Source organism: Serratia sp. X3, from assembly GCF_014982455.1.
Classification (GTDB): Bacteria; Pseudomonadota; Gammaproteobacteria; order Enterobacterales; family Enterobacteriaceae; genus Serratia; species Serratia ureilytica.
This window is the reverse complement of sequence record NZ_JADCNB010000001.1, coordinates 1,728,656-1,749,892: the sequence shown is the minus strand read 5'-3', so window position 1 is coordinate 1,749,892 and position 21,237 is coordinate 1,728,656. Positions and strand designations below refer to the sequence as shown.

Genomic DNA, 21,237 nt, shown 5'->3' with positions numbered 1-21,237 from the left:
AGTCATTCAGCGCCGTCCGCTAAGGAACGGCGCTGTCATCAACAGGTATGGCGCCTGACGCCGGCTTATCTATAGGTAATGGCGAACTGTGCGGTGGCGATCACCGAACCGGCCGCTACGCCGGTATCTTCCGCGTAGTAGCGAGCCACCAGGTTCTGCGAGGTGGACGTGGCGTCTTTCGCCAGCGTCATCGCCGACGTGGTGACGGTAGAGCCGCTGGCGAATGACAACGGCGTAGTGGCGTCGCTGTCCAGCAGTTGAATGGAAACCTTGGCCGCATCGCCCGCGTTGCCCAGGTTGCCGTTAACTGTCGGGTTGTTGCCCGCCAGCACGGTTTTGATCGCCGTATCGCTGGTTGCCGCCGCACAGCCCGTGACGTTAACGGTAAAGGTGGTGTCGCCGGCGGTGGCGCCTTTGGTGGCGAGCTGGCTGGCGGCGACGGTCGGCAGCAGAACAACCGGGTTGGATTGGTTGCCGTTAATATTCACCGAACAGGTTTGCGTGCTGACTTCGCCTTTAAATTGCACCGTATTGGACGAGGCGGCCGCACAGGCGCCGGAGAGAGTCAGCATGGATAATGCGACTAATTTAACATTCATGTGAAATGCCCTTTAATTTACTTTAGAGAAAAGCTTTCCTGACAGTAATAATTTACTGACGTGCGGTTGTTGATTAATCATGTTGCGCAATTGTTTTTTAAACGCGTCGGCAAACATGGATTTTCATCCTAACAAACTAAGAATTTTCCCTATAGATATTTTGAATAAGGCAATAAGGTGATGGCTCCTGTTGTTACATTTACTTTCATTTTCGCTTATATCATACAAAATAGAAAATAGATCTATATCATTGCGTTGCGTTTTTATTGAATTGTCAGTTTTTGTGAATGAAATAATTTGAAACATTCATGCCTTTTTTGCGTATTAATCAAAGCACTGGCTGTTGCGTGATTATTTGAAAAACATGTTATCAAGATGTTTTATATCGGTGTGCTTTGCAGGCGAATTACCCCAAAAAAGAGCAGCGACAAGCCGACTGAGGTGTGGAAGCATACTTTCACGCTGATAAGGAGAATTAAAGTGAGAGTGATTTATATCGACGGTTCGCCGCTGTGCCGTTTGGGGGTGAAAACATTATTGGGAGAAGGAGTGATAACCTTATCCTCGCCCAATATTAATATTATTAAAAATATAAGCCCTGCGCCTGATTTAATTATCATGGATTTTCCCCATGAAATTTATCGGTTCGAAGCGTATTTGCGATTTATTCACGCTTCACGTGCTGAATATGAAGGCGTCCGGATACTGTTCTTCGTCGATAAGACTTCGCCGCTGATCCTGGCGTTTATCGCGGCGGCGCAGCCGGATGCGATTTTGCACAAACGGGAAGCGCTACAGGTGGTGCGGGAGACCTGCGCGGCGTTGAGCCGCCGGGAAAAGGCGGGTGAACGGCGCGCGCTGAACAGGCATCGAGCGGCGGCGATCACGCCCGGCGAGGCGGCGGTACTGTGTGAAACGGCCCGTACGGAAGATATCCGCCTGACCGCGCGGCGGCTGAATTTGCACCCGAAAACCGTTTATTCGCACCTCAACAATGCCGGCAAGAAGTTCGGCATCCGTAATCGGGTGGAACTGCTGAAGATGATTGCGCTGCTGTAGATCACAACGAACGGGCTTGGCCGACGGCCAGCCGCCATTGCGTCATTTCGTCGGCGCCCGGCCCGGCCGCCAGCGCCAGGTTTTGCGCCAGCAGCGATTCGCCGGTCACGGCATCCACCGCGCGCAGGGTGGCAGGGTGGCCGGTTACGCGGTCAACCACGCGCAGCGGCGGCCCGGGCAGCTCGGACAGATTCCATTTGTCGCCAATCTGAATCATCGCCATCACCAGCAGCCCGAGATCTTTTCCCTTCTCCGTCGGCAGATACTCATAACGAGCGGGGCGCGTTTGGTATTGGCGCTTTTCGATAAGGCCGTGGCTTTCCAGGGCCTTGAGCCGGTCGGCCAGCGTATTGTTGGTAATGCCGGTCGAGTGGCGCAGATCGTCATAGCGCGAGAGCCCCAGCAGCAGATCGCGCATGAGAATAGCGCCCCAGCGATCGCCCAATGCCGACAGCACGTGCGCTACCGAGCACGTCATGCCTTCAAACCCTTTTGCTTTCACGTTGCTTTACCTCCGCTTGCCGCCTGATTGCCGAGAATGTTATCGCCTCGGCTTGATAACTTCAATAATTGGAGTTATTACTCTTATTATTGGAGTTATTGTTTTAAACCGGCTACCGATCAAAGCGGTTGCCGATAGCCTACGCCCACACCGAGGAGACAATGCGATGCCACTGTGGCAGATCTACCACCCCGAACCGGCCTTCAGCGCTGCCGATAAACGCGCGATTGCGCAGAAGGTCACCGCCCTGTACCAGGACTTTTTGCCACGTTTCTACGTCAACGTCTTCTTCCATGCGTTGCCGCCCGGCACGGCTTATCTCGGCGGCGAACCGGCCGATGACTTCGTGCGGGTGACCATCGACCATATCGCGCGCGCCATGGACAACGACGCGGAGCGGCAGCAATTTCTGGCGGCCTGCACCCGCATCCTGCAACCCTACATCGCCGCCCGCGGGCTGCGTTGGGAGCTGCACGTGGACGAAACGCCGTTCTCGCTGTGGACTATCGAAGGTTTAAAACCGCCGGCGCCGGGGACGGCGGCAGGAGAGAAGTGGCGCAAGGATAACCGGCCTTCGGTGTGGGAGGGGGGGATGGGTTGAGTCTGGGGATATCAGGACAAAAAAATCCACGCCGAAGCGTGGATTTTTCCGTTTCCGGCAGCGGAAAAAAGCGCTGCGGAGAGAGGCTTAGACGTTGAACAAGAAGTTCATCACGTCGCCGTCTTTGACGATGTAGTCTTTACCTTCGGAGCGCATTTTGCCGGCTTCTTTGGCGCCTTGCTCACCCTTGTAGGTGATGAAGTCGTCATAGGAGATGGTTTGGGCGCGGATAAAGCCTTTCTCGAAGTCGGTGTGGATCTTGCCGGCCGCCTGCGGGGCAGTGGCGCCTACCGGGATGGTCCAGGCGCGCACTTCTTTCACGCCGGCGGTGAAGTAGGTTTGCAGGTTCAGCAGTTCATAACCGGCGCGGATCACGCGGTTCAGACCCGGCTCTTCCAGGCCCAGCTCGGCCATGAACTCGTCGCGCTCTTCGTCTTCCAGCTCGGCGATGTCGGATTCCACGGCGGCGCACACGGCGACCACCACGGAGCCTTCGGCGTCGGCGATTTTACGCACGGTGTCCAGGTACGGGTTGTTCTCGAAGCCGTCTTCGTTGACGTTGGCGATGTACATGGTCGGCTTCAGCGTCAGGAAGCTCAGGTATTTGATCGCCGCCTTGTCTTCCGCGGTCAGATCCAGCGCGCGCAGCATGCCGGCGTTTTCCAGGTGCGGCAGGCATTTCTCCAGCGCCGCCAGCTCGGCTTTAGCGTCTTTGTCGCCGCCTTTGGCTTTCTTCTGCACGCGGTGGATGGCGCGCTCGCAGGTGTCCAGGTCAGACAGCGCCAGCTCGGTGTTGATCACGTCGATGTCTTCGGCCGGATCGACCTTGTTGTTGACGTGGATGATGTTGTCGTTTTCGAAGCAGCGCACTACGTGGCCGATGGCTTCGGTTTCGCGGATGTTGGTCAGGAACTGGTTGCCCAGGCCTTCACCTTTGGACGCGCCTTTCACCAGGCCGGCGATGTCGACGAATTCCATGGTGGTCGGCAGAATGCGCTGCGGCTTGACGATCTCGGCCAGCTTATCCAGACGCGGATCGGGCATCGGCACCACACCGGTGTTCGGTTCAATGGTGCAGAACGGGAAGTTGGCTGCTTCAATGCCCGCTTTGGTCAACGCGTTGAACAGGGTGGATTTGCCTACGTTAGGCAGGCCGACGATACCGCATTTGAATCCCATGTTGTAATCACCTTAAATATCTTAACTATCAGCCGGTTAGATTTAATCGACTGCATAAAGGGCAAAATAATGCCGCCATTATACACGTAATGGGCGTTTATCTCGATCAGACTTGATTGGCGGGGCGATCCGCAGCAGGAGAGGAGACGCCGCGTGGGCGAGGAGACCTTCCACCCGCGTGGCTAAAAGCCGGCAGCGGGCAGGGCGCCCGCTGCGGCAAGGTTCAGGCTTGCGCCTTGAAGCTGTGCAGGCGCTGAACGGTTTTTTCCAGCCCGTCCTTCATCAGCATCTCGGTGCAGCGCAGCGATTCGTCGATCGCTTCGTCGATCATCTTCTGCTCGCCGGCCGGCGGCTTGCCGAGCACGAAGCCCACCACCTTGTTCTTGTCGCCAGGATGGCCGATGCCGATGCGCAGACGATAGAAGTTCGGGTTGTTACCGAACTTGTTTTGGATGTCTTTCAGGCCGTTGTGGCCGCCGTTGCCGCCGCCGAGCTTGATTTTGGCCACGCCGGGCGGCAGGTCCAGCTCGTCGTGCGCCACCAGGATTTCGCTTGGTTCGATGCGGTAGAAGTTGGCCATCGCCAGCACCGCTTTGCCGCTCAGGTTCATGAAGGTGGTCGGCACCAGCAGGCGCACGTCGTTGCCCGCCAGGTTCAAACGGGCGGTATAACCGAAGAACTTGCTCTCTTCTTTCAGCTGCTGATTGTGGCGCTGGGCCAGCAGATCGACGTACCAGGCGCCGGCGTTGTGGCGCGTCTGGGCGTATTCCGCGCCCGGGTTTGCCAGGCCGACTATCAATTTAATACTGCTCACTGAGTGATTCGCTATGATCAGGGTAATGGAAAGGGCCTTAGTCTACCTGTCGGGGCGGCGAATGACAAAATCCGATCTCCGCCGTCGTCGCAGGTAAGAAAGATGAATGATTCATTAGCTGAATAATTCAATTTGTCCGCTAATTTTCAGCCGTGTGTTAAGAAGTGTCAATAATTCTTTACCATTTGTGATCGCCTCCGCAATCCCCTTGCCGCAGCAAGGGCTATACTTAACTTATCAAAGTGGGTTAACAAGTTGCAGCGTTATCCCGGTTGGCACATGGCAATCATGGAGGTGGCATATGAAACGTAGAAACGCGGACAGAATGGGCAACTTTTTTATGGGGCTGGGCCTGGTCGTGATGATCGGCGGCGTCGGATACTCCATTCTTGCTGAAGTATCGCAGTTCAATTTACCGCAATTTTTCGCCCACGGCGCCATCATGAGCATCTTCGTCGGCGCGCTGTTGTGGCTGGTGGGCGCGCGTATCGGCGGCCGCGAGCAGGTAGCGGATCGCTACTGGTGGGTAAAACACTTTGATAAACGGTGCCGCAACGATCAACATCGTTCGTCGCATTGATTAAAAAAGCAGAAGGGAAGCAAGAGCAGGGCAAGGGAACATCTGCCGTGCATTAAGGTTTGAGGTCATGTCGGACTACAAGTAGAAAACCCGTTGTTGCTTGCGCACCAACGGGTTTTTCTTTTTCTGCATTCGGGCTCGCTATCTTTCCGGCGCAGTGGGCGCCGCACCGGAAAGACGACGAATCAATGCTCGAACATCGCAGAGATCGACTCTTCGTTGCTGATGCGGCGGATGGCTTCAGCCAGCATGCCGGACAGGGTCAGAGTGCGAACGTTTTTCAGTGCCTTGATTTCCGGCGACAGTGGAATGGTGTCGCAGACGATCACTTCATCAATCACCGAGTTCTTGATGTTGTCCACGGCGTTGCCGGAGAAGATCGGGTGCGTCGCGTAGGCGAATACGCGCTTGGCACCGCGTTCTTTCAACGCTTCAGCCGCTTTACACAAGGTACCGCCGGTGTCGATCATGTCGTCGACCAGCACGCAATCGCGGCCTGCCACATCACCGATGATGTGCATCACCTGAGAAACGTTCGCGCGCGGGCGACGTTTGTCGATGATGGCCATGTCGGTGTCGTTCAGCAGTTTGGCGATAGCGCGGGCACGCACCACGCCGCCGATATCCGGAGAAACCACGATCGGGTTTTCCAGATTTTGCTGCAGCATGTCTTCCAGCAGGATCGGGCTGCCGAACACGTTGTCTACCGGTACGTCGAAGAAGCCTTGAATCTGCTCAGCATGCAGATCCACCGTCAGAACGCGGTCAACCCCTACGCTGGAGAGGAAATCGGCGACAACCTTGGCGGTGATTGGCACACGCGCGGAACGCACGCGGCGATCCTGGCGGGCATAGCCGAAGTAAGGGATAACGGCGGTAATACGACCTGCGGAGGCGCGACGCAGGGCGTCGACCATCACAACCAGTTCCATCAGGTTGTCGTTGGTCGGGGCACAGGTGGACTGGATGATGAAAATATCACCGCCGCGTACATTTTCGTTGATTTGCACGCTCACTTCGCCGTCGCTAAAACGACCTACAGCGGCGTCACCAAGGCTGGTGTACAAACGGTTGGCAATACGTTGTGCTAGTTCCGGGGTGGCGTTACCAGCAAAAAGCTTCATATCAGGCACGAGAAGAACCTCAGGCTTGCGTCCAGAGAAGATATTGTCATGCGACATCGCCAAGGGGCAGTCGGCGACGCCGGCGCAATATACATACGGGTATGTAAAACTAAAATTGAGACCGCAGGCAGCGCAGGGATAACAGGGCCAGGTGTGCATGACCCTGCGCAGCGAAACGTTGAGCTACGACTCAAACCGCCCGGAACGGATGCGATGTAGTGGGGAGACGTTAACGCCGCGCGCTACAAAACCACACAACCACTCCGGGGCTTGATTTAACACCTGACGGGCGGCGATTTCTGTGTCGAATTCAGCAAACACACAAGCACCTGTGCCAGTCAGGCGTGACGGGGCGTATTCTAACAGCCATGAAAGAAGCTGTTCAACCTCGCGAAAACGTTTTCTTGCGATCGGTTCGCAATCATTTGCGTACGGCGCCTGCAACAGCTCACTTAAGGAGCGAACCGGGGTGTCCCTTTTCAATTCGGCGTCGCCGAAGATAACCGGCGTCGGGATGCCGACGCCGGGATGCGCCACCAGATACCATTTTTCCTGCGGCTCGGCCGGCTGCAGGCGCTCGCCGATGCCTTCGGCGAAGGCGGCGTGGCCGCGCACGAACACCGGCACGTCGGCGCCGAGGCTGAGCCCCAGCTCTGCCAGTTGGTCGTCGCCAAGACCGCAGCGCCACAATTCGTTCAGCGCCACCAGCACGGTGGCGGCGTTGGAGGAGCCGCCGCCCAAGCCACCGCCCATCGGCAGGCGTTTGTCGATGCTGATGTCGGCGCCGCGCGGCGCAGTTTGCAGGCCGCGTTCATCGCAATAGCGCTGCAGCAGGCGGGCGGCGCGCACGATCAGGTTCTGCTCATCCGGCACGCCCTCGACCGGCGTCAGCAGGTGAATGCAGCCGTCCTGGCGAGGATCAATGGTCAGGGTGTCGCCGTAGTCCAAAAACTGGAACAGCGTCTGCAGCAGGTGATAGCCGTCTTCACGACGGCCGGTGATGTACAGAAACAGGTTGAGTTTCGCGGGGGAGGGCCACTGGCGGATCATTTGAGCGTCCAGTTATCCATCTTCAGCTTGATGCGCTGGTCGCCCTGCTGCAGCTCCAGGCGGTTCGGCAGCGTCGGCTGCACCTCGTTGCTGTAGCCCTGGTAATCCACTTTCCAGGTCTGGCCGCCTTGCTGGTAGGTCAGTTTGCTCAGGCGATATTGGTCATCCAGCGCAAAATCGCTGGCTTCGCCCGGCAGGCCGAGCATCCATTGGCGCAGGTTGTTCAGCGGGATCGCCATGCCGGTCAGCTTGCGGATCATCTCTTCCGGGTTGTCGCTGACGTAGCGTTTGCCCTGGTTGTCGGTCAGCTGCACCACGTTTTTCTGCACGTTGAGATCCATTTCCGTGCTGCCCAGCGGGTTGGTCAGCAGCAGGCGGTAGCGCTCCGGCGAGAACTGCTGCCAGAAGAAGCGGGCGTAAACTTTTTTCTGATCAGACAAGTAGGCGAAGGAGCCGCGGGTCTGATAGGTGCTGAGCTGTTGCACCGCCTGCTCATGGGCGCGCCACTGCGGTGAGGTTGGGCTGGTGGCCGGGCCGGTCGGCTTGGTGGTGGTACAGGCGGCCAGCACCAGGCTGGCCAGCGGGATCAGACGGAGCAAACTAACTTTGCGTATTGGCATAACTTTCTCTTGTCCTTTTGTCCTTGCGGGCATGCGCGACGAAACCCGGATTCAGCGCTCACGCTAACGGGGCGGCGGCGACGCGTCAATTTTTTGCTGCATCGCGTTGAATCTTGCCGCTTTTGCCGGCGCAATGCCAACCCGGCGCGCGCGTCGGGGTCGCCATTAAGATTAACACAATCGGCTGAAGGCGGGGGAGGCGCGCCCGATAAGCGGCGCCGGAGTTGCGCAAACGCCGCCGTTGCGTACGCCGAATAGCGTGCGCGTTATCGCAGACTGCGCTAAAATTTAAGCAATCAACCTACCCTATGACTATTTATCCTGCTGTATTTATTGCTTATTCATTAATTGATGTCATCTATGACAGCGATTGAACGGAAGATGCGGTTGTTACTTTTATTGATCCCGCGCATCAAGTAGAATGCCGTTCAACGAGAACCCGTACCAACATAAGTATTACTCGAAGCAATGACCCTGCTGGCGTTAGGTATAAATCACAAAACCGCTCCGGTTTCTCTGCGTGAAAGGGTGACCTTCTCGCCAGAGTCCATCGATGAGGCGCTGACCAGCTTGCTCCAACAACCGTTGGTGCAGGGCGGCGTCGTGTTGTCCACCTGCAACCGCACCGAGCTGTACCTCAGCGTAGAGCAGCAGGAACACATGCACGAGCAGCTGGTCGCCTGGCTGTGCGCGTATCACAACCTGCGCCCGGAAGAGGTGAAGAAAAGCCTGTACTGGCATCAAGGCAACGACGCGGTCAGTCATCTGATGCGGGTGGCCAGCGGGTTGGACTCACTGGTGCTGGGCGAACCGCAGATCCTCGGCCAAGTGAAAAAGGCCTTCGCCGAGTCGCAACGCGGCCAGTCGCTGTCCGGCGAACTGGAGCGCCTGTTCCAGAAATCCTTCTCCGTCGCCAAGCGCGTGCGCACCGAAACCGAAATCGGCGCCAGCGCGGTCTCCGTGGCGTTTGCCGCCTGTACGCTGGCGCGGCAGATCTTCGAATCGCTGGCCGATCTCAACGTCTTGCTGGTGGGCGCCGGTGAAACCATCGAGCTGGTGGCGCGCCACCTGCGCGAACACAAAGTGCGGCACATGATCATCGCCAACCGCACCCGCGAGCGCGCGCAGCTGCTGGCGGACGAAGTCGGCGCGGAAGTGATCACCCTGCCGGAAATCGACGAACGCCTGGCGGACGCCGACATCATCATCAGTTCCACCGCCAGCCCGCTGCCGATCATCGGCAAGGGAATGGTGGAGCGGGCGCTGAAAGCGCGCCGCAACCAGCCGATGCTGCTGGTGGATATCGCCGTACCGCGCGATATCGAGCCGGAGGTCGGCAAACTGGCCAACGCTTATCTGTACAGCGTGGACGATCTGCACGCCATCATTCAAAGCAACCTGGCGCAGCGCAAAGCGGCGGCGGTGCAGGCGGAGTCGATCGTGCAGCAGGAAAGTACCAACTTCATGGCCTGGCTGCGTTCGCAGGGCGCGGTGGAAACCATCCGCGACTACCGTTCGCAGGCCGACCAGATCCGCGCAGAAATGGAGGCCAAAGCGCTGGCCGCCATCGCGCAGGGCGCCAACGTGGAGCAGGTTATTCACGAGCTGGCCCATAAACTGACCAACCGTCTTATTCATGCCCCCACCAAATCCCTCCAGCATGCCGCCGGCGACGGCGACGTGGAGCGGTTGCAGTTATTACGCGACAGCCTCGGGCTGGATCAGCATTAGTTTTCTCTATTAACAGGGTTTATTACCACGCATGAAGCCTTCTATTGTTGCCAAACTGGAAGCGTTACAAGAGCGCCATGAAGAAGTGCAGGCGCTGCTCGGCGATGCCGGCGTCATCGCCGACCAAGACCGGTTCCGCGCGCTGTCGCGAGAATACGCGCAGCTGACCGACGTCAGCCGCTGCTTCCTGGAATGGCGTCAGGTGCAGGAGGATCTGGAGACGGCGGAAATGATGCTGGACGATCCGGAGATGCGCGAGATGGCGCAGGAAGAGCTGAAACAGGCGCGGGTGAGCAGCGAAGAGCTGGAACAGCAGCTGCAGGTGTTGCTGCTGCCGAAAGATCCGGATGATGAGCGCAGCTGCTTCCTCGAAGTGCGCGCCGGCACCGGCGGCGATGAGGCGGCGATCTTCGCCGGCGATCTGTTCCGCATGTATAGCCGTTACGCCGAAGGCCGCCGCTGGCGCGTCGAGGTGATGAGCGCCAACGAAGGCGAGCACGGCGGCTTCAAAGAAGTGATCGCCAAAGTTTCCGGCGACGGCGTGTACGGCCAGCTGAAGTTTGAATCCGGCGGCCATCGCGTGCAGCGCGTGCCGGAAACCGAATCCCAGGGGCGCATCCACACCTCCGCCTGCACCGTGGCGGTGATGCCGGAAGTGCCGGAAGCCGAGCTGCCGGACATCAACCCGGGCGATCTGAAAATCGACACCTTCCGCTCCTCCGGCGCCGGCGGCCAGCACGTTAACACCACCGACTCGGCGATCCGCATTACCCACCTGCCGACCGGCATCGTGGTGGAGTGCCAGGACGAACGATCTCAGCACAAAAACAAAGCCAAGGCGATGTCGGTGCTGGGCGCGCGCATTCGCGCCGCCGAGATGGCCAAGCGCCAGCAAGCCGAGGCGTCCACTCGCCGCAACCTGCTGGGCAGCGGCGATCGTTCCGATCGCAACCGCACCTACAACTTCCCGCAGGGGCGGGTGACCGACCACCGCATCAACCTGACGCTTTACCGCCTGGACGAAGTGATGGAAGGCAAACTGGACATGCTGATCCAGCCGATCGTGCAGGAGTATCAGGCCGATCAACTGGCTGCGCTGTCCGCCGAGCAAGAGTGATGGATTATCAACACTGGCTGAAAGCCGCCGCCGCGCGTTTGACCCACAGCGACAGCGCCCGGCGCGACGCGGAAATCCTGTTGGGTTTCGTGACCGGCAAGGCCAGAACCTTCCTGATGGCGTTCGGGGAAACCCTGCTGACGCCGCTGCAGCAACAGCAGTTGGAGACGCTGCTGGCGCGCCGCGAACGCGGTGAGCCGGTGGCCTATCTGGTGGGCGAGCGCGAGTTTTGGTCGCTGCCGCTGTCGGTCTCGCCCGTGACGCTGATCCCGCGCCCGGATACCGAATGCCTGGTGGAACTGGCGCTGGCGCGCCTGCCGCCGCAACCCTGCCACTTCCTCGATCTCGGCACCGGCACCGGCGCCATCGCGCTGGCGCTGGCCAGCGAGCGCCCGGATTGTTCGGCAGTCGGCGTCGATGTGCAGCCGGACGCGGTCGCGCTGGCGCAGCACAATGCGCACAAGCTGAAGATCGACAACGTTCGATTTTTACAGGGCAGCTGGTTTGCGCCCGTGGCCGGGCAACGCTTTGCGCTGATCGCCAGCAATCCGCCCTATATCGACGCCGCCGATCCGCATTTGTCGCAGGGCGACGTGCGCTTCGAGCCGGGCAGCGCGCTGGTGGCCGCCGAGCACGGGCTGGCCGATCTGGCCGCCATCGTGCGCCAGGCGCCGCACTATCTGCAGCCACAGGGCTGGCTGCTGTTGGAACATGGCTGGCAGCAGGGTGAGAGCGTGCGCGCTCTGCTGCAGGCCGCCGGATTTTCCGCTGTCGCCACCCACCGTGATTACGGCGACAACGATCGTGTGACGCTCGGCCAATGGCCGGGATAAGCGCCCCTGATAATAACGACGCCCAGGCCATCTAAGGGAGCATCATGACTGCATACACCGCGTTGAAACATTTCCATTTGCTGACGGTCGCCATCAGTATTACCTTGTTTGTGCTGCGTTTTTACTGGCAGTGGCGCCGCTCGCCGATCGTGGGGCGCCGCTGGGTCAAGATAGCGCCGCACCTGAACGACACGCTGCTGTTCGTCAGCGGCATCGCGCTGGTGGTGACGTTCGGGTTTTATCCGCTGCTGGGTATGGACTCATGGCTGACCGAGAAGCTGTTTGGCGTTATTATCTATATCCTGCTTGGCTACGTCGCATTGGGCAAGAAGACCAAAAGTCAGCGGCTGCGAACCGTGGCGTTCGTGCTGGCGTTGGGCTGTCTGTATCTGATAATTAAACTTGCCACGACGAAAATACCGTTTCTGATGGGATACCTATGAGTAGCATTGCTGATTTTGAATTTAACACCTCGCCGCTGAGCGAAGGGGTGATCCTGGTGTCGCAGTCGGTAAGGCGTGATTTCCCCGCCGCCGACGTGGAGCGCAAGCTGCAACAGCTGGTGGACGAAGCGCGCGCGGCGGTGCCGGCCGACATCACACAGGAGCAGCAACTGGATGCGCTCATCGAACTGTTCTATAAAACCTGGGGATTCGGCGGCGCCAGCGGCGTCTACCGCCTGTCGGACGCCATCTGGTTGGACAAGGTGCTGGAGGGGCGGCAGGGCACGCCGGTTTCGCTCGGCACCATCTTCCTGCATATCGCCAACGCGCTGGATCTGCCGCTGCTGCCGGTGATTTTCCCCACTCAGCTGATCCTGCGCGCCGATTGGCTGGATGAAGAGCTGTGGCTGATCAACCCGCTGAACGGCGAAACCCTGAGCGAGCACCAGCTGGAAGTGTGGATCAAGGGCAACCTGGGGCTGGGCGCCGAACTGGAAGACGACGATCTCGATGAATCCGAGAACATCATGGTGGTGCGCAAGATGCTGGATACGCTGAAGGCCGCCCTGATGGAAGAAAAGCAGCTGGAAATGGCGCTGCGCACCAGCGAAACGGTGCTGTGCTTCGATCCGGAAGATCCGTACGAGATCCGCGATCGCGGGCTGATTTACGCCCAGCTGGAGTGCAACCATATCGCGATTTCCGATCTCAACTATTTTGTCGAGCAGTGCCCTGAAGACCCGGTCAGCGAAGTGATCAAAGTGCAGATCCATTCGATTGAGCCGAAACAGGTGACGCTGCATTAATTTAATGACTCCGTGCAGTTTGCAAGGCGACGGTTACAACCTTAACAAAGGCGAAAGCATGAAACAGAAAGTGGTTAGCATTGGCGACATCGACGTAGCAAACGATCTGCCGTTTGTGCTGTTTGGCGGTATGAACGTGCTGGAATCGCGCGATCTGGCGATGAGCATCTGCGAGCACTACGTCACCGTGACGCAAAAACTGGGCATCCCTTACGTTTTCAAAGCCTCTTTCGACAAAGCCAACCGTTCTTCCATCCACTCGTACCGCGGTCCGGGCCTGGAAGAAGGGATGAAGATCTTCGAAGAGCTGAAGAAAACCTTCGGCGTGAAAATCATCACCGACGTTCACGAAGCGGCGCAGGCGCAGCCGGTTTCCGAAGTGGTTGACGTGATCCAACTGCCGGCCTTCCTGGCGCGTCAGACCGATCTGGTGGAAGCGATGGCGAAAACCGGCGCGGTAATCAACGTCAAGAAGCCGCAGTTCGTCAGCCCGGGGCAGATGGGCAACATCGTCGACAAATTCAAAGAAGGCGGCAACGACCAGGTGATCCTGTGCGATCGCGGCAGCAACTTTGGTTATGACAACCTGGTGGTCGACATGCTGGGCATCAACGTGATGAAGAACGTGACCGGCGGCCATCCGGTGATCTTCGACGTGACCCACGCGCTGCAGACCCGCGATCCGTTCGGCGCCGCGTCCGGCGGCCGTCGCGCTCAGGTGGCCGAGCTGGCGCGTGCCGGCATGGCGGTTGGCCTGGCGGGGCTGTTCCTCGAAGCGCACCCGGATCCGAACAACGCCAAGTGCGACGGCCCGTCCGCGCTGCCGCTGGACAAGCTGGAGCCGTTCCTGGCGCAGATGAAAGCCATCGACGACCTGGTGAAGAGCTTCCCGGAGCTGGATACCAGCAACTAAGCGCTCATTGCCAAAAAAAAGCCCGACTCGTCGGGCTTTTTTACGTTTAGGCGCCGGTGTCCGCCAGCGCTTCCGGCAGCGTCGGGTAGAACTGCAGCCGGCCCTCGATCGGCTGCACCCGTGCGCGCGCCAGGGTTTTCAGCGGCTGGAACGGCACGTCGGTGATCACCAGCTTTTTATCCGCCGGCAGCACGTCGATAAAGCGACGCAGGGCGCTCAGGCCGCCGGCGTCGAGCACCGGCACCGCATCCCATTGCAGCACGATCGTCCGATAGCCCTCGCTGCGCGCCAGCAGTTCGGTAAAGATGCGCTCGGCGGCGGCGAAGAACAGCGGGCCGTTCACTCGCAGCACCAGGCGGCCGTCGTCGGCGCTCAGTTCGCTCAGCCGCGTCATGCGGGCGATACGGCGCATGAACAGCAGCGACGCCAGCACGATGCCCACGGTAATGGCGATCACCATGTCGAACAGCACCGTCAGCGACATGCACAGCAGCAGCACCAAAATATCGTCCTTCGGCGCCCGGCGCAGCAGGTAAACCACCTTGTGGGCCTCACTCATGTTCCAGGCGACCATCAACAGCAGCGCCGCCATCGCCGCCAGCGGCAGATAAGAGAGCCACGGCGCCAGGACCAGCAGCGCCAGCAGCACCAGCAGCGCGTGGATAACGGCGGATACCGGCGAGGTGGCGCCGGCGCGCACGTTGGCGGCCGAACGGGCAATCGCTGCGGTCGCGGTGATGCCGCCGAAGAACGGCGCGATGATGTTGCCCGCGCCCTGGCCGATCAGTTCGCTGTTCGAGTTATGCTTCTTGCCGGTCATGCCGTCGAGCACCACCGCGCACAGCAGCGATTCGATCGCCCCGAGCATCGCCATCGAAAACGCCGCCGGCAGCAGGGCGGAAACGGTTTGCCAGCTGAGGGTGAACGGCTGCCCGCCGCCGCCCGGCAGATCCCAGGGCAGCAGCAGCTGCGGCAAGATAGGCGGGATGCCCTGGCCGCTGCTGCCGTCGGCCAGCAGGTAGCTGAAACGGGAGCCGATGGTCGCCACCGGGTGGTCAAACAGCGTCAGCAGCCCCATCAGCGCCGTGCCCGCCAGCAGCGCCGGCAGGTGGCCGGGCACGCGCAGGCCGAGTTTGGGCCAGAAGATCAGGATCAAGAGCGTCACCGCGCCGATCAGGGTATCGCCGAGATCCAGCGTCGGCAGCGCCTGCAGCAGGGCGTACAGCTTGCCGACGTAGTTTTCCGGCGTGTGCGCCAGCTGCAGACCGAAAAAGTCCTTAATCTGCATGGTGGCGATGGTGATGGCGATACCGGAGGTAAAACCGAGCGTCACCGGCAGCGGAATGTACTCGATCAGCCGGCCAAAGCGCGCCAGCCCCATCAGCAGCAGAAATACCCCGGAGATCAACGTGGCGACCAGCAGGCCGGCCAGGCCGAACTGCTGCGAGACCGGATAGAGGATCACCACGAAGGCGGCGGTGGGGCCGGAGACGCTGTAGCGCGAACCGCCGCTGACGGCGATGACGATGCCGGCGATGGCGGCGGTATACAGGCCGTACTGCGGCGGCACGCCGCTGGCGATCGCCAGCGCCATCGCCAGCGGAATGGCGATAATGCCGACCGTCACCCCGGCGATGGCGTCTTTCAGCAATCGCGCCAGGCTATAAGGTTCCCGCCAGCAGGCGTCTATCAGCGCGCTGAAGGGGCGAATTTTGTTTATTTCATGGGTTTTCATCTACGGTGCGTACCAAATCTTCAAAAGTGAAAGGAATGGCGGGCCCGATGAGGTCCGTCTTGTCACGTGACAGATACCATACGCCTTTTGCTCAGCGGATTACCAGACCTGTATCAATTTGGCGCAGGAAATCAGAGAGTCGCCGTTTTATCCGGCGCTAAATGCCGCTGATGAGTAAGTCAGCCGCAGAATCTGCGGCTGAAAAGGAAGTGAACAATCAAGATTTTGACGGTTAACGCGGGGTGGGCAGGGATAAGCCGAGAAAATGGGCTAAAGTGCTCACCAGCAGCTGATGATCTTCTTTCTGCGGCGCGCCGGAAATGCTGATGCTGCCGACGCAGCCGAGGCCGGTCAGGGTGAGCGGGAAGGCGCCGCCGTGCACCGAATAGTCGCGCACGCCGAGCCCGTAACGCTCCTCCAGCGACGTTTGGCGCTGCTGCAGGCGCAGGCCGATAGCGTAAGAACTTTTGTGAAAATGGTTCACCAGGTTGCGCTTGCGCCGCACCCAGTCGGCGATATCCGGCGTGGCGCCCGGCATGGCGTAATAAAACAGCGTTTGCCCGGCCAGCTGGATCTCGATGGCGATGCTCACGCCGCGCCGCTCGGCGGCGATTTTCAGCGCCGCGCCCAGTTCCCAGGCGGTCGCGGCGTCAAAATGCGCAAACGCCAGCGTCGCTTCCTGCTCGCTGAGTGCGTGCAGTTCATCGTCGATATTCATGCGGTTCTCCCCAGATAACCCAAAGCACAGAGTAGCCTGAAGCGTTCGCGATGAGATAGACGGCTTAGCGATAAGATAGAACTGCTACTCTATTAATAGACCGTGTAAAATGGCCGCCGCCGAAGCGGAGACGACAGGGATGCGTTATTCAACGTCTGCATATTACCCCCTGGCGACACCGAGGAGCGCGCTGACTATTTATGACTTACATTGCGTCCATTTCCACCCTTTACAGCGACGCCTGCATCACCTACGCCACGCTGTCGATAAGCTATTTCCTGCTCAGCAAGAATGCCCCTTTTTCTTATCAATCCGCACGGTGGAAGCGCGTCGTTTTCGGCCTGCTGGCCGGTGTGGCGGCGCTGTACTTAAGCCAGGACCGCCTGGAGCTGACCGATAAGGTTCACTACAGCTTTGCGATGATCCCGATGATTTTGGTGACGTTCTTCGGCGGCGGCGTCAGCGGGCTGGTGAGCTTTCTGTTCGCTATGGCGCTGACCGGCGGCTTCACCGTCGATAACCTGTTCATCGCTTCGATCGTCGCGCCGCTGCTGCTGTCGCGGGTGTGGCTGAAGAAATCCCATCGGGTGTTTTACCTGACGATCGGCGTCATCGCGCTGTATCGCATCGTTGTGGTGTGGCTGTTGGTGGACCTGAGCGGGCTGTGGCCGGATGTGTTGCTGTACCAGGCGGCTTCGGCGCTCTGTCTGGCGATTTGCTATCATGCGCTGAATTTCAAAGAGCGCCACATCTACGCCTATTTCGCGATGCGCGCGCGCGCCACGACCGACAGCCTGACCCACATCAACAACCGCGCCAGCGTCGATTATCACCTGATGCTGCAGCGCGCCGAACGTCGCCCGTGCGGGTTGATGATCCTCGATTTGGATAACTTCAAAAACATCAACGACACTTACGGTCACCCGGCCGGCGACGTGCTGCTGGCGAGCGTCGGACGGCTGCTGCAAAACAGCGTGCGTAATGAGGACTTCGTCGGGCGCTACGGCGGTGAAGAGTTTATGGTGATCACCGCCAGCTACGATCCGCAGGTGATCGGCGGGGTGGCCGAGCGCATTCGCAGCGCGGTGGAAAGCTCGACGTTCTTGCTGAATGCGCACGACGAAGCGCACATCACAATGTCCATCGGCGTGTCGCTGTATCTGCCAGGCATGAGGCTGGACAAGGCGATCGCCATGACCGACGAGGCCTTGTATGAGGCGAAGCGCAGCGGCAAGAACCGGGTGGTGACCAGCCGCGTGATGCAGCTGGCGCCGCTGGGCGCCGGATTCCCGCGCGAATAAGCACCCCCGCCGCCACGGCGGGGGCGTTGGTTCAGGCCGCCAGCGTGTGTTCGCGGAAGGCGTTCAGCAGCTCTTCGGTGAACGTCAGGCGTTTCTGGCGATCGGCCAGATCGAGCGTGAACTTCAGCTTGCTCGGGCCATCCAGGCGGTAAACCTGCGGATTGCCCTGCAACAGGCCGATCAGATAACCCGGGTCGACGCGGTTATTGTCGCCGAACTCGATAAAGCCGCCGCGCTCGTTGCTCTCGATGCGTTTGATCCCCAGCTTCTGCGCATGCAGCCGCAGCGCTGCGCACTGCAACAGGTTGCGCGCCGCGTCCGGCAGTTGACCGAAGCGGTCGATCAGCTCAACCTTTAGCTCATCCAACTCACCGTCGTTCTTCGCGCTGGCGATGCGCTTGTACAGCGACAGGCGGGTATTGACGTCGGGAATGAAATCTTCCGGCAGCAGCGCCGGCATGCGCAGCTCCACTTCGGTCTGGCTGTTGGTGAGATCTTCCAGCGACGGTTCGCGGCCGTTTTTCAACGCGTCGACGGCGCTTTCCAGCAGCTCCATGTAGAGCGAGAAGCCGACGGTGGTCATCTGGCCGCTCTGGTCTTCGCCCAGCAGTTCGCCGGCGCCGCGGATCTCCAGATCGTGGGTCGCCAGCGCAAAACCGGCGCCGAGGTCTTCCAGCGAGGCGATGGCCTCGAGCCGTTTATGGGCGTCGGTGCCCATGGCTTTCGGGTTTGGCGTCAGCAGATAGGCGTAAGCCTGGTGGTGCGAACGCCCGACGCGGCCGCGCAATTGATGCAGCTGCGCCAGGCCGAAGCGATCGGCCCGCTCGATGATGATGGTGTTGGCGCTGGGGATATCGATGCCGGTTTCGATGATGGTGGTGCACACCAGCACGTTGAAGCGCTGGTGATGGAAATCGTTCATCACCCGTTCCAGATCGCGTTCGCGCATCTGGCCGTGGCCGATGGCGATGCGCGCTTCCGGCACCAGCTCCGCCAGACGCTGCGCCGCTTTCTCGATGTTTTCCACGTCGTTGTAAAGGTAGTAAACCTGGCCGCCGCGCAGCACTTCGCGCAGGATCGCCTCGCGCACCACCAGGCTGTCGTATTCGCGTACGAAGGTCTTCACCGCCAGGCGGCGCGCCGGCGGAGTGGCGATGATCGACAGATCGCGCATGCCGCTCATCGCCATGTTCAGCGTCCGCGGGATTGGCGTGGCGGTCAGCGTCAGGATATCGACGTCGGCGCGCATCGCCTTGATGCGCTCCTTGTGGCGCACGCCAAAGCGGTGCTCTTCATCGACGATCAGCAGCCCCAAATCCTTCCAGCGCAGATCGCTCTGCAGCAGTTTGTGGGTGCCGATGATGATGTCCACTTTGCCTTCGGCCGCGTCGTCCAGCACCTGTTGCTGCTCTTTGGCGCTGCGGAAGCGCGACATCATCTCGATGCGGATCGGCCAGGTGGCGAAGCGATCGCGGAAGTTGTCGAAGTGCTGCTGCGCCAGCAGCGTCGTCGGCACCAGCACCGCCACCTGCTTGCCGTTTTCCACCGCCAGGAAAGCGGCGCGCATCGCCACTTCGGTTTTGCCGAAGCCGACGTCGCCGCACACCAGGCGGTCCATCGCCAGCGGCTGGCACATGTCGCTCAGCACCGCGTTGATCGCCTGTTCCTGATCCGGCGTGGTTTCGAACGGGAAGCTCTGGCAGAACAGCTGGTACTGCTCGCGGTTGTGTTTGAAGGCGAAACCGGCCTTGGCGGCGCGCTGGGCGTAAATATCCAGCAGCTCGGCCGCCACGTCGCGCACCCGCTCGGCGGCTTTCTGCCGCGCGCGCGTCCAGGCGTCGCCGCCCAGTTTGTGCAGCGGGGCGTTTTCGTCCGCGCCGCCGGCGTAGCGGCTGATCAGATGCAGCGATGACACCGGCACGTACAGTTTGTCCTCACCGGCGTAGGAGAGGATCAGGTATTCGGCCTTGATGCCGCCGGCCTCCAGCGTGGTCAGGCCGACATAGCGGCCAACGCCGTGCTCCAGGTGCACCACCGGCTGGCCGGGATGCAGCTCCGCCAGGTTGCGGATAAGGGTATCGGTGTTGATGGTGCGCCGGTTGTCCTGCCGGCGACGGCTGACACGCTCGCCGAGCAGATCGCTTTCGCAGATCAGCGCCCGCCGGCGCAGGCCGTCGAGGAAGCCGTGTTCGGCGGCGCCGACCATCATGTAACGGCCCGCGGTTTCCGCCTGATCGAGTCGTTGGATCAAGGCAGGCGCCAGCTTGATGCGGCCGAGCAGATCCTGCAGCGTTTCACGCCGCCCCTCGCTCTCGACGGAGAAGATCACGCTGCCGTCAAAACTTTCAATAAAGCGGCGCAGATTATCCAGCGGGGATTTATGCTGCGCCTGCACCGCCAGATCGGGCAGGGCATGATAATCCAGATTGGTATTGCCCGCTTTGGCCGGCAGCTCATCGGTTTTCAGCGCGATGCGCGGCCAGGCTTTCAGCTCGCCGAACAGCGCGTCAACGCGCAGCCACAGCGTATCCGGCGCCAGCAGCGGGCGCATCGGATCGACGCGGCGGCTTTCGAAACGCTGGTTGACGTCCTGCCAGAAGCGCTCGGCGGCGCTCTCCAGATCGCCGGTGTTGACGATCAGCGTATTGGCCGGCAGGTAGCTGAACAGCGACGGCAGCGGCTGGCTGAAGAACAGCGGCTGCCAGTATTCGATGCCGGCGGGCCAGGCGCTCTTGCTGACCTGCTGATAGATGTGCTCGGCGTCGCGACGCACCTCAAACTGCTCGCGCCACTGGCTGCGGAATAGCTCGATGGCGTTTTTGTCGGTAGGGAACTCGTGGGCCGGCAACAGGTTGATGGCCTCGACTTCGCTCAGCGTGCGCTGGGTGTCGACGTCGAAGATGCGCAGGCTGTCTATCTCGTCATCGAAGAAGTCGATGCGGTAAGGCTCATCGCTGCCCATTGGATACAGGTCGAGCAGCGCGCCGCGGGTGGCGAATTCGCCGTGCTCCATTACCTGATCGACGCTGCGGTAGCCGGCCTGTTCCAGCTGCGCGCGCAGCTTGTCGCGCGACAGGCGCTGGCCTTTTTTCATCACCAGCGCATGGCCGTGCAGGAATTCGTGCGGGCAGACGCGTTGCATCAGGGTATTGACCGGCAGAATGATCACGCCGCGCGCCATGGTCGGCAGGTGATACAGGCTCGACAAACGGTCGGAGATGATTTCCTGGTGCGGCGAGAAGCTGTCGTACGGCAGGGTTTCCCAGTCGGACAGGGTGGTCACCATCTGATCGGTGAACTGTTGGATCTCGTCGCGCAGCCGCAGGGCGTTTTGCATGTCCGGCGCAATCAGCATCACCGGGCCAGGGTGACGTTCGACGATCTCGGCGCACTCCACGGCGCAGGCCGCGCCGGTCAGTTGCCCCAGCTGGCGCAGATCGCCCGCGCGATCGGGCAGAGAATAACGGGGGGATGAGGAACGGTTACGGCTATCGGAAGTGCTCATTCAGGTA

20 protein-coding genes are annotated in these 21,237 nt (G+C 60.2%); 10 read left to right on the top strand and 10 right to left on the bottom strand.

Annotation, left to right across the window (positions count from 1 at the left end):
• Window positions 1-65: 65 nt before the first annotated feature.
• Window positions 66-599: a fimbrial protein gene (locus IMX17_RS08330; RefSeq protein WP_046686889.1), complete on the bottom strand. Its 534-nt coding sequence runs from the start codon at window positions 597-599 to the stop codon at window positions 66-68.
• 375 nt (window positions 600-974) lie between these two features.
• Here IMX17_RS08330 and IMX17_RS08325 point away from each other — a divergent pair, with 375 nt between their 5' ends.
• On the top strand, window positions 975-1,658 hold the full coding sequence (locus IMX17_RS08325) for a helix-turn-helix transcriptional regulator (RefSeq protein ID WP_227414477.1): 684 nt from the start codon (window positions 975-977) through the stop codon (window positions 1,656-1,658).
• 1 nt (window position 1,659) lies between these two features.
• Here IMX17_RS08325 and IMX17_RS08320 read toward each other — a convergent pair whose 3' ends face one another.
• Window positions 1,660-2,160: a helix-turn-helix domain-containing protein gene (locus IMX17_RS08320; protein ID WP_193549596.1), complete on the bottom strand. Its 501-nt coding sequence runs from the start codon at window positions 2,158-2,160 to the stop codon at window positions 1,660-1,662.
• Between the two features lie 166 nt (window positions 2,161-2,326).
• Here IMX17_RS08320 and IMX17_RS08315 point away from each other — a divergent pair, with 166 nt between their 5' ends.
• Window positions 2,327-2,761 (top strand): tautomerase family protein, encoded by a 435-nt coding sequence (locus IMX17_RS08315; protein ID WP_046899318.1) that lies wholly within the window; start codon window positions 2,327-2,329, stop codon window positions 2,759-2,761.
• An 87-nt stretch (window positions 2,762-2,848) separates the two neighbouring features.
• Here IMX17_RS08315 and ychF read toward each other — a convergent pair whose 3' ends face one another.
• Window positions 2,849-3,940 (bottom strand): redox-regulated ATPase YchF, encoded by a 1,092-nt coding sequence (gene ychF, locus IMX17_RS08310; protein WP_033633304.1) that lies wholly within the window; start codon window positions 3,938-3,940, stop codon window positions 2,849-2,851.
• Window positions 3,941-4,163: 223 nt separating this feature from the next.
• Window positions 4,164-4,754 (bottom strand): aminoacyl-tRNA hydrolase, encoded by a 591-nt coding sequence (gene pth, locus IMX17_RS08305; protein ID WP_033652046.1) that lies wholly within the window; start codon window positions 4,752-4,754, stop codon window positions 4,164-4,166.
• 301 nt (window positions 4,755-5,055) lie between these two features.
• On the opposite strand from pth, the gene ychH reads away from it, so the two are divergent.
• Entirely contained in the window at window positions 5,056-5,334 is a 279-nt protein-coding gene (gene ychH, locus IMX17_RS08300) for a stress-induced protein YchH (RefSeq protein WP_033642754.1), read from the top strand.
• Window positions 5,335-5,519: 185 nt separating this feature from the next.
• On the opposite strand, the gene prs is transcribed toward ychH, so the two are convergent.
• From prs to lolB, 3 genes are all read right to left on the bottom strand, one after another.
• Window positions 5,520-6,467: a ribose-phosphate diphosphokinase gene (gene prs / locus IMX17_RS08295; protein ID WP_004941061.1), complete on the bottom strand. Its 948-nt coding sequence runs from the start codon at window positions 6,465-6,467 to the stop codon at window positions 5,520-5,522.
• Between the two features lie 174 nt (window positions 6,468-6,641).
• Window positions 6,642-7,508: a 4-(cytidine 5'-diphospho)-2-C-methyl-D-erythritol kinase gene (gene ispE / locus IMX17_RS08290; RefSeq protein WP_182264636.1), complete on the bottom strand. Its 867-nt coding sequence runs from the start codon at window positions 7,506-7,508 to the stop codon at window positions 6,642-6,644.
• Entirely contained in the window at window positions 7,505-8,128 is a 624-nt protein-coding gene (lolB, locus tag IMX17_RS08285; protein ID WP_025302493.1) for a lipoprotein insertase outer membrane protein LolB, read from the bottom strand. The genes ispE and lolB overlap by 4 nt, the downstream gene beginning before the upstream one ends.
• A gap of 468 nt (window positions 8,129-8,596) precedes the next feature.
• Here lolB and hemA point away from each other — a divergent pair, with 468 nt between their 5' ends.
• The 6 genes from hemA to kdsA are packed head-to-tail and all read left to right on the top strand — an operon-like array spanning window position 8,597 to window position 13,971.
• Window positions 8,597-9,859 (top strand): glutamyl-tRNA reductase, encoded by a 1,263-nt coding sequence (hemA, locus tag IMX17_RS08280; protein WP_193549595.1) that lies wholly within the window; start codon window positions 8,597-8,599, stop codon window positions 9,857-9,859.
• Between the two features lie 31 nt (window positions 9,860-9,890).
• Window positions 9,891-10,976, top strand: coding sequence for a peptide chain release factor 1 (gene prfA, locus IMX17_RS08275; RefSeq protein WP_046899320.1), 1,086 nt, complete (start codon window positions 9,891-9,893; stop codon window positions 10,974-10,976).
• A complete protein-coding gene (gene prmC, locus IMX17_RS08270; protein WP_046899321.1) occupies window positions 10,976-11,809 on the top strand; it encodes a peptide chain release factor N(5)-glutamine methyltransferase in 834 nt (277 codons plus the stop codon). The genes prfA and prmC overlap by 1 nt, the downstream gene beginning before the upstream one ends.
• Before the next feature lie 44 nt (window positions 11,810-11,853).
• Window positions 11,854-12,252: a SirB2 family protein gene (locus tag IMX17_RS08265; protein WP_033642758.1), complete on the top strand. Its 399-nt coding sequence runs from the start codon at window positions 11,854-11,856 to the stop codon at window positions 12,250-12,252.
• A complete protein-coding gene (gene sirB1, locus IMX17_RS08260) occupies window positions 12,249-13,058 on the top strand; it encodes an invasion regulator SirB1 (RefSeq protein ID WP_033642759.1) in 810 nt (269 codons plus the stop codon). Before IMX17_RS08265 ends, sirB1 begins: the two co-directional genes overlap by 4 nt.
• 58 nt (window positions 13,059-13,116) lie before the next feature.
• Entirely contained in the window at window positions 13,117-13,971 is an 855-nt protein-coding gene (gene kdsA / locus IMX17_RS08255) for a 3-deoxy-8-phosphooctulonate synthase (RefSeq protein WP_004941087.1), read from the top strand.
• Window positions 13,972-14,017: 46 nt separating this feature from the next.
• On the opposite strand, the gene dauA is transcribed toward kdsA, so the two are convergent.
• Together dauA and IMX17_RS08245 are read right to left on the bottom strand one after the other, a co-directional pair.
• Window positions 14,018-15,706, bottom strand: a complete 1,689-nt coding sequence (gene dauA / locus IMX17_RS08250) for a C4-dicarboxylic acid transporter DauA (RefSeq protein WP_193549594.1) — start codon at window positions 15,704-15,706, stop codon at window positions 14,018-14,020.
• Window positions 15,707-15,938: 232 nt separating this feature from the next.
• Entirely contained in the window at window positions 15,939-16,424 is a 486-nt protein-coding gene (locus IMX17_RS08245) for a heme-degrading domain-containing protein (protein WP_193549593.1), read from the bottom strand.
• A gap of 200 nt (window positions 16,425-16,624) precedes the next feature.
• Between IMX17_RS08245 and IMX17_RS08240 the strand changes: the two genes are divergently transcribed.
• Window positions 16,625-17,725, top strand: a complete 1,101-nt coding sequence (locus tag IMX17_RS08240; protein WP_193549592.1) for a GGDEF domain-containing protein — start codon at window positions 16,625-16,627, stop codon at window positions 17,723-17,725.
• Window positions 17,726-17,756: 31 nt separating this feature from the next.
• Here the strand turns inward: IMX17_RS08240 and mfd are convergent, their stop codons facing one another.
• On the bottom strand, window positions 17,757-21,230 hold the full coding sequence (gene mfd / locus IMX17_RS08235) for a transcription-repair coupling factor (RefSeq protein WP_042784264.1): 3,474 nt from the start codon (window positions 21,228-21,230) through the stop codon (window positions 17,757-17,759).
• Window positions 21,231-21,237: the final 7 nt, after the last annotated feature.

Coding starts and splice junctions, on each gene's coding strand:
- IMX17_RS08330 (WP_046686889.1), bottom strand. CDS start 599: ATGAATGTTAAATTAGTCGCATTATCCATGCTGACTCTCTCCGGCGCC.
- IMX17_RS08325 (WP_227414477.1), top strand. CDS start 975: ATGTTTTATATCGGTGTGCTTTGCAGGCGAATTACCCCAAAAAAGAGC.
- IMX17_RS08315 (WP_046899318.1), top strand. CDS start 2,327: ATGCCACTGTGGCAGATCTACCACCCCGAACCGGCCTTCAGCGCTGCC.
- ychF (WP_033633304.1), bottom strand. CDS start 3,940: ATGGGATTCAAATGCGGTATCGTCGGCCTGCCTAACGTAGGCAAATCC.
- ychH (WP_033642754.1), top strand. CDS start 5,056: ATGAAACGTAGAAACGCGGACAGAATGGGCAACTTTTTTATGGGGCTG.
- ispE (WP_182264636.1), bottom strand. CDS start 7,508: ATGATCCGCCAGTGGCCCTCCCCCGCGAAACTCAACCTGTTTCTGTAC.
- lolB (WP_025302493.1), bottom strand. CDS start 8,128: ATGCCAATACGCAAAGTTAGTTTGCTCCGTCTGATCCCGCTGGCCAGC.
- hemA (WP_193549595.1), top strand. CDS start 8,597: ATGACCCTGCTGGCGTTAGGTATAAATCACAAAACCGCTCCGGTTTCT.
- prfA (WP_046899320.1), top strand. CDS start 9,891: ATGAAGCCTTCTATTGTTGCCAAACTGGAAGCGTTACAAGAGCGCCAT.
- prmC (WP_046899321.1), top strand. CDS start 10,976: ATGGATTATCAACACTGGCTGAAAGCCGCCGCCGCGCGTTTGACCCAC.
- IMX17_RS08265 (WP_033642758.1), top strand. CDS start 11,854: ATGACTGCATACACCGCGTTGAAACATTTCCATTTGCTGACGGTCGCC.
- sirB1 (WP_033642759.1), top strand. CDS start 12,249: ATGAGTAGCATTGCTGATTTTGAATTTAACACCTCGCCGCTGAGCGAA.
- kdsA (WP_004941087.1), top strand. CDS start 13,117: ATGAAACAGAAAGTGGTTAGCATTGGCGACATCGACGTAGCAAACGAT.
- dauA (WP_193549594.1), bottom strand. CDS start 15,706: ATGAAAACCCATGAAATAAACAAAATTCGCCCCTTCAGCGCGCTGATA.
- IMX17_RS08245 (WP_193549593.1), bottom strand. CDS start 16,424: ATGAATATCGACGATGAACTGCACGCACTCAGCGAGCAGGAAGCGACG.
- IMX17_RS08240 (WP_193549592.1), top strand. CDS start 16,625: ATGACTTACATTGCGTCCATTTCCACCCTTTACAGCGACGCCTGCATC.
- mfd (WP_042784264.1), bottom strand. CDS start 21,230: ATGAGCACTTCCGATAGCCGTAACCGTTCCTCATCCCCCCGTTATTCT.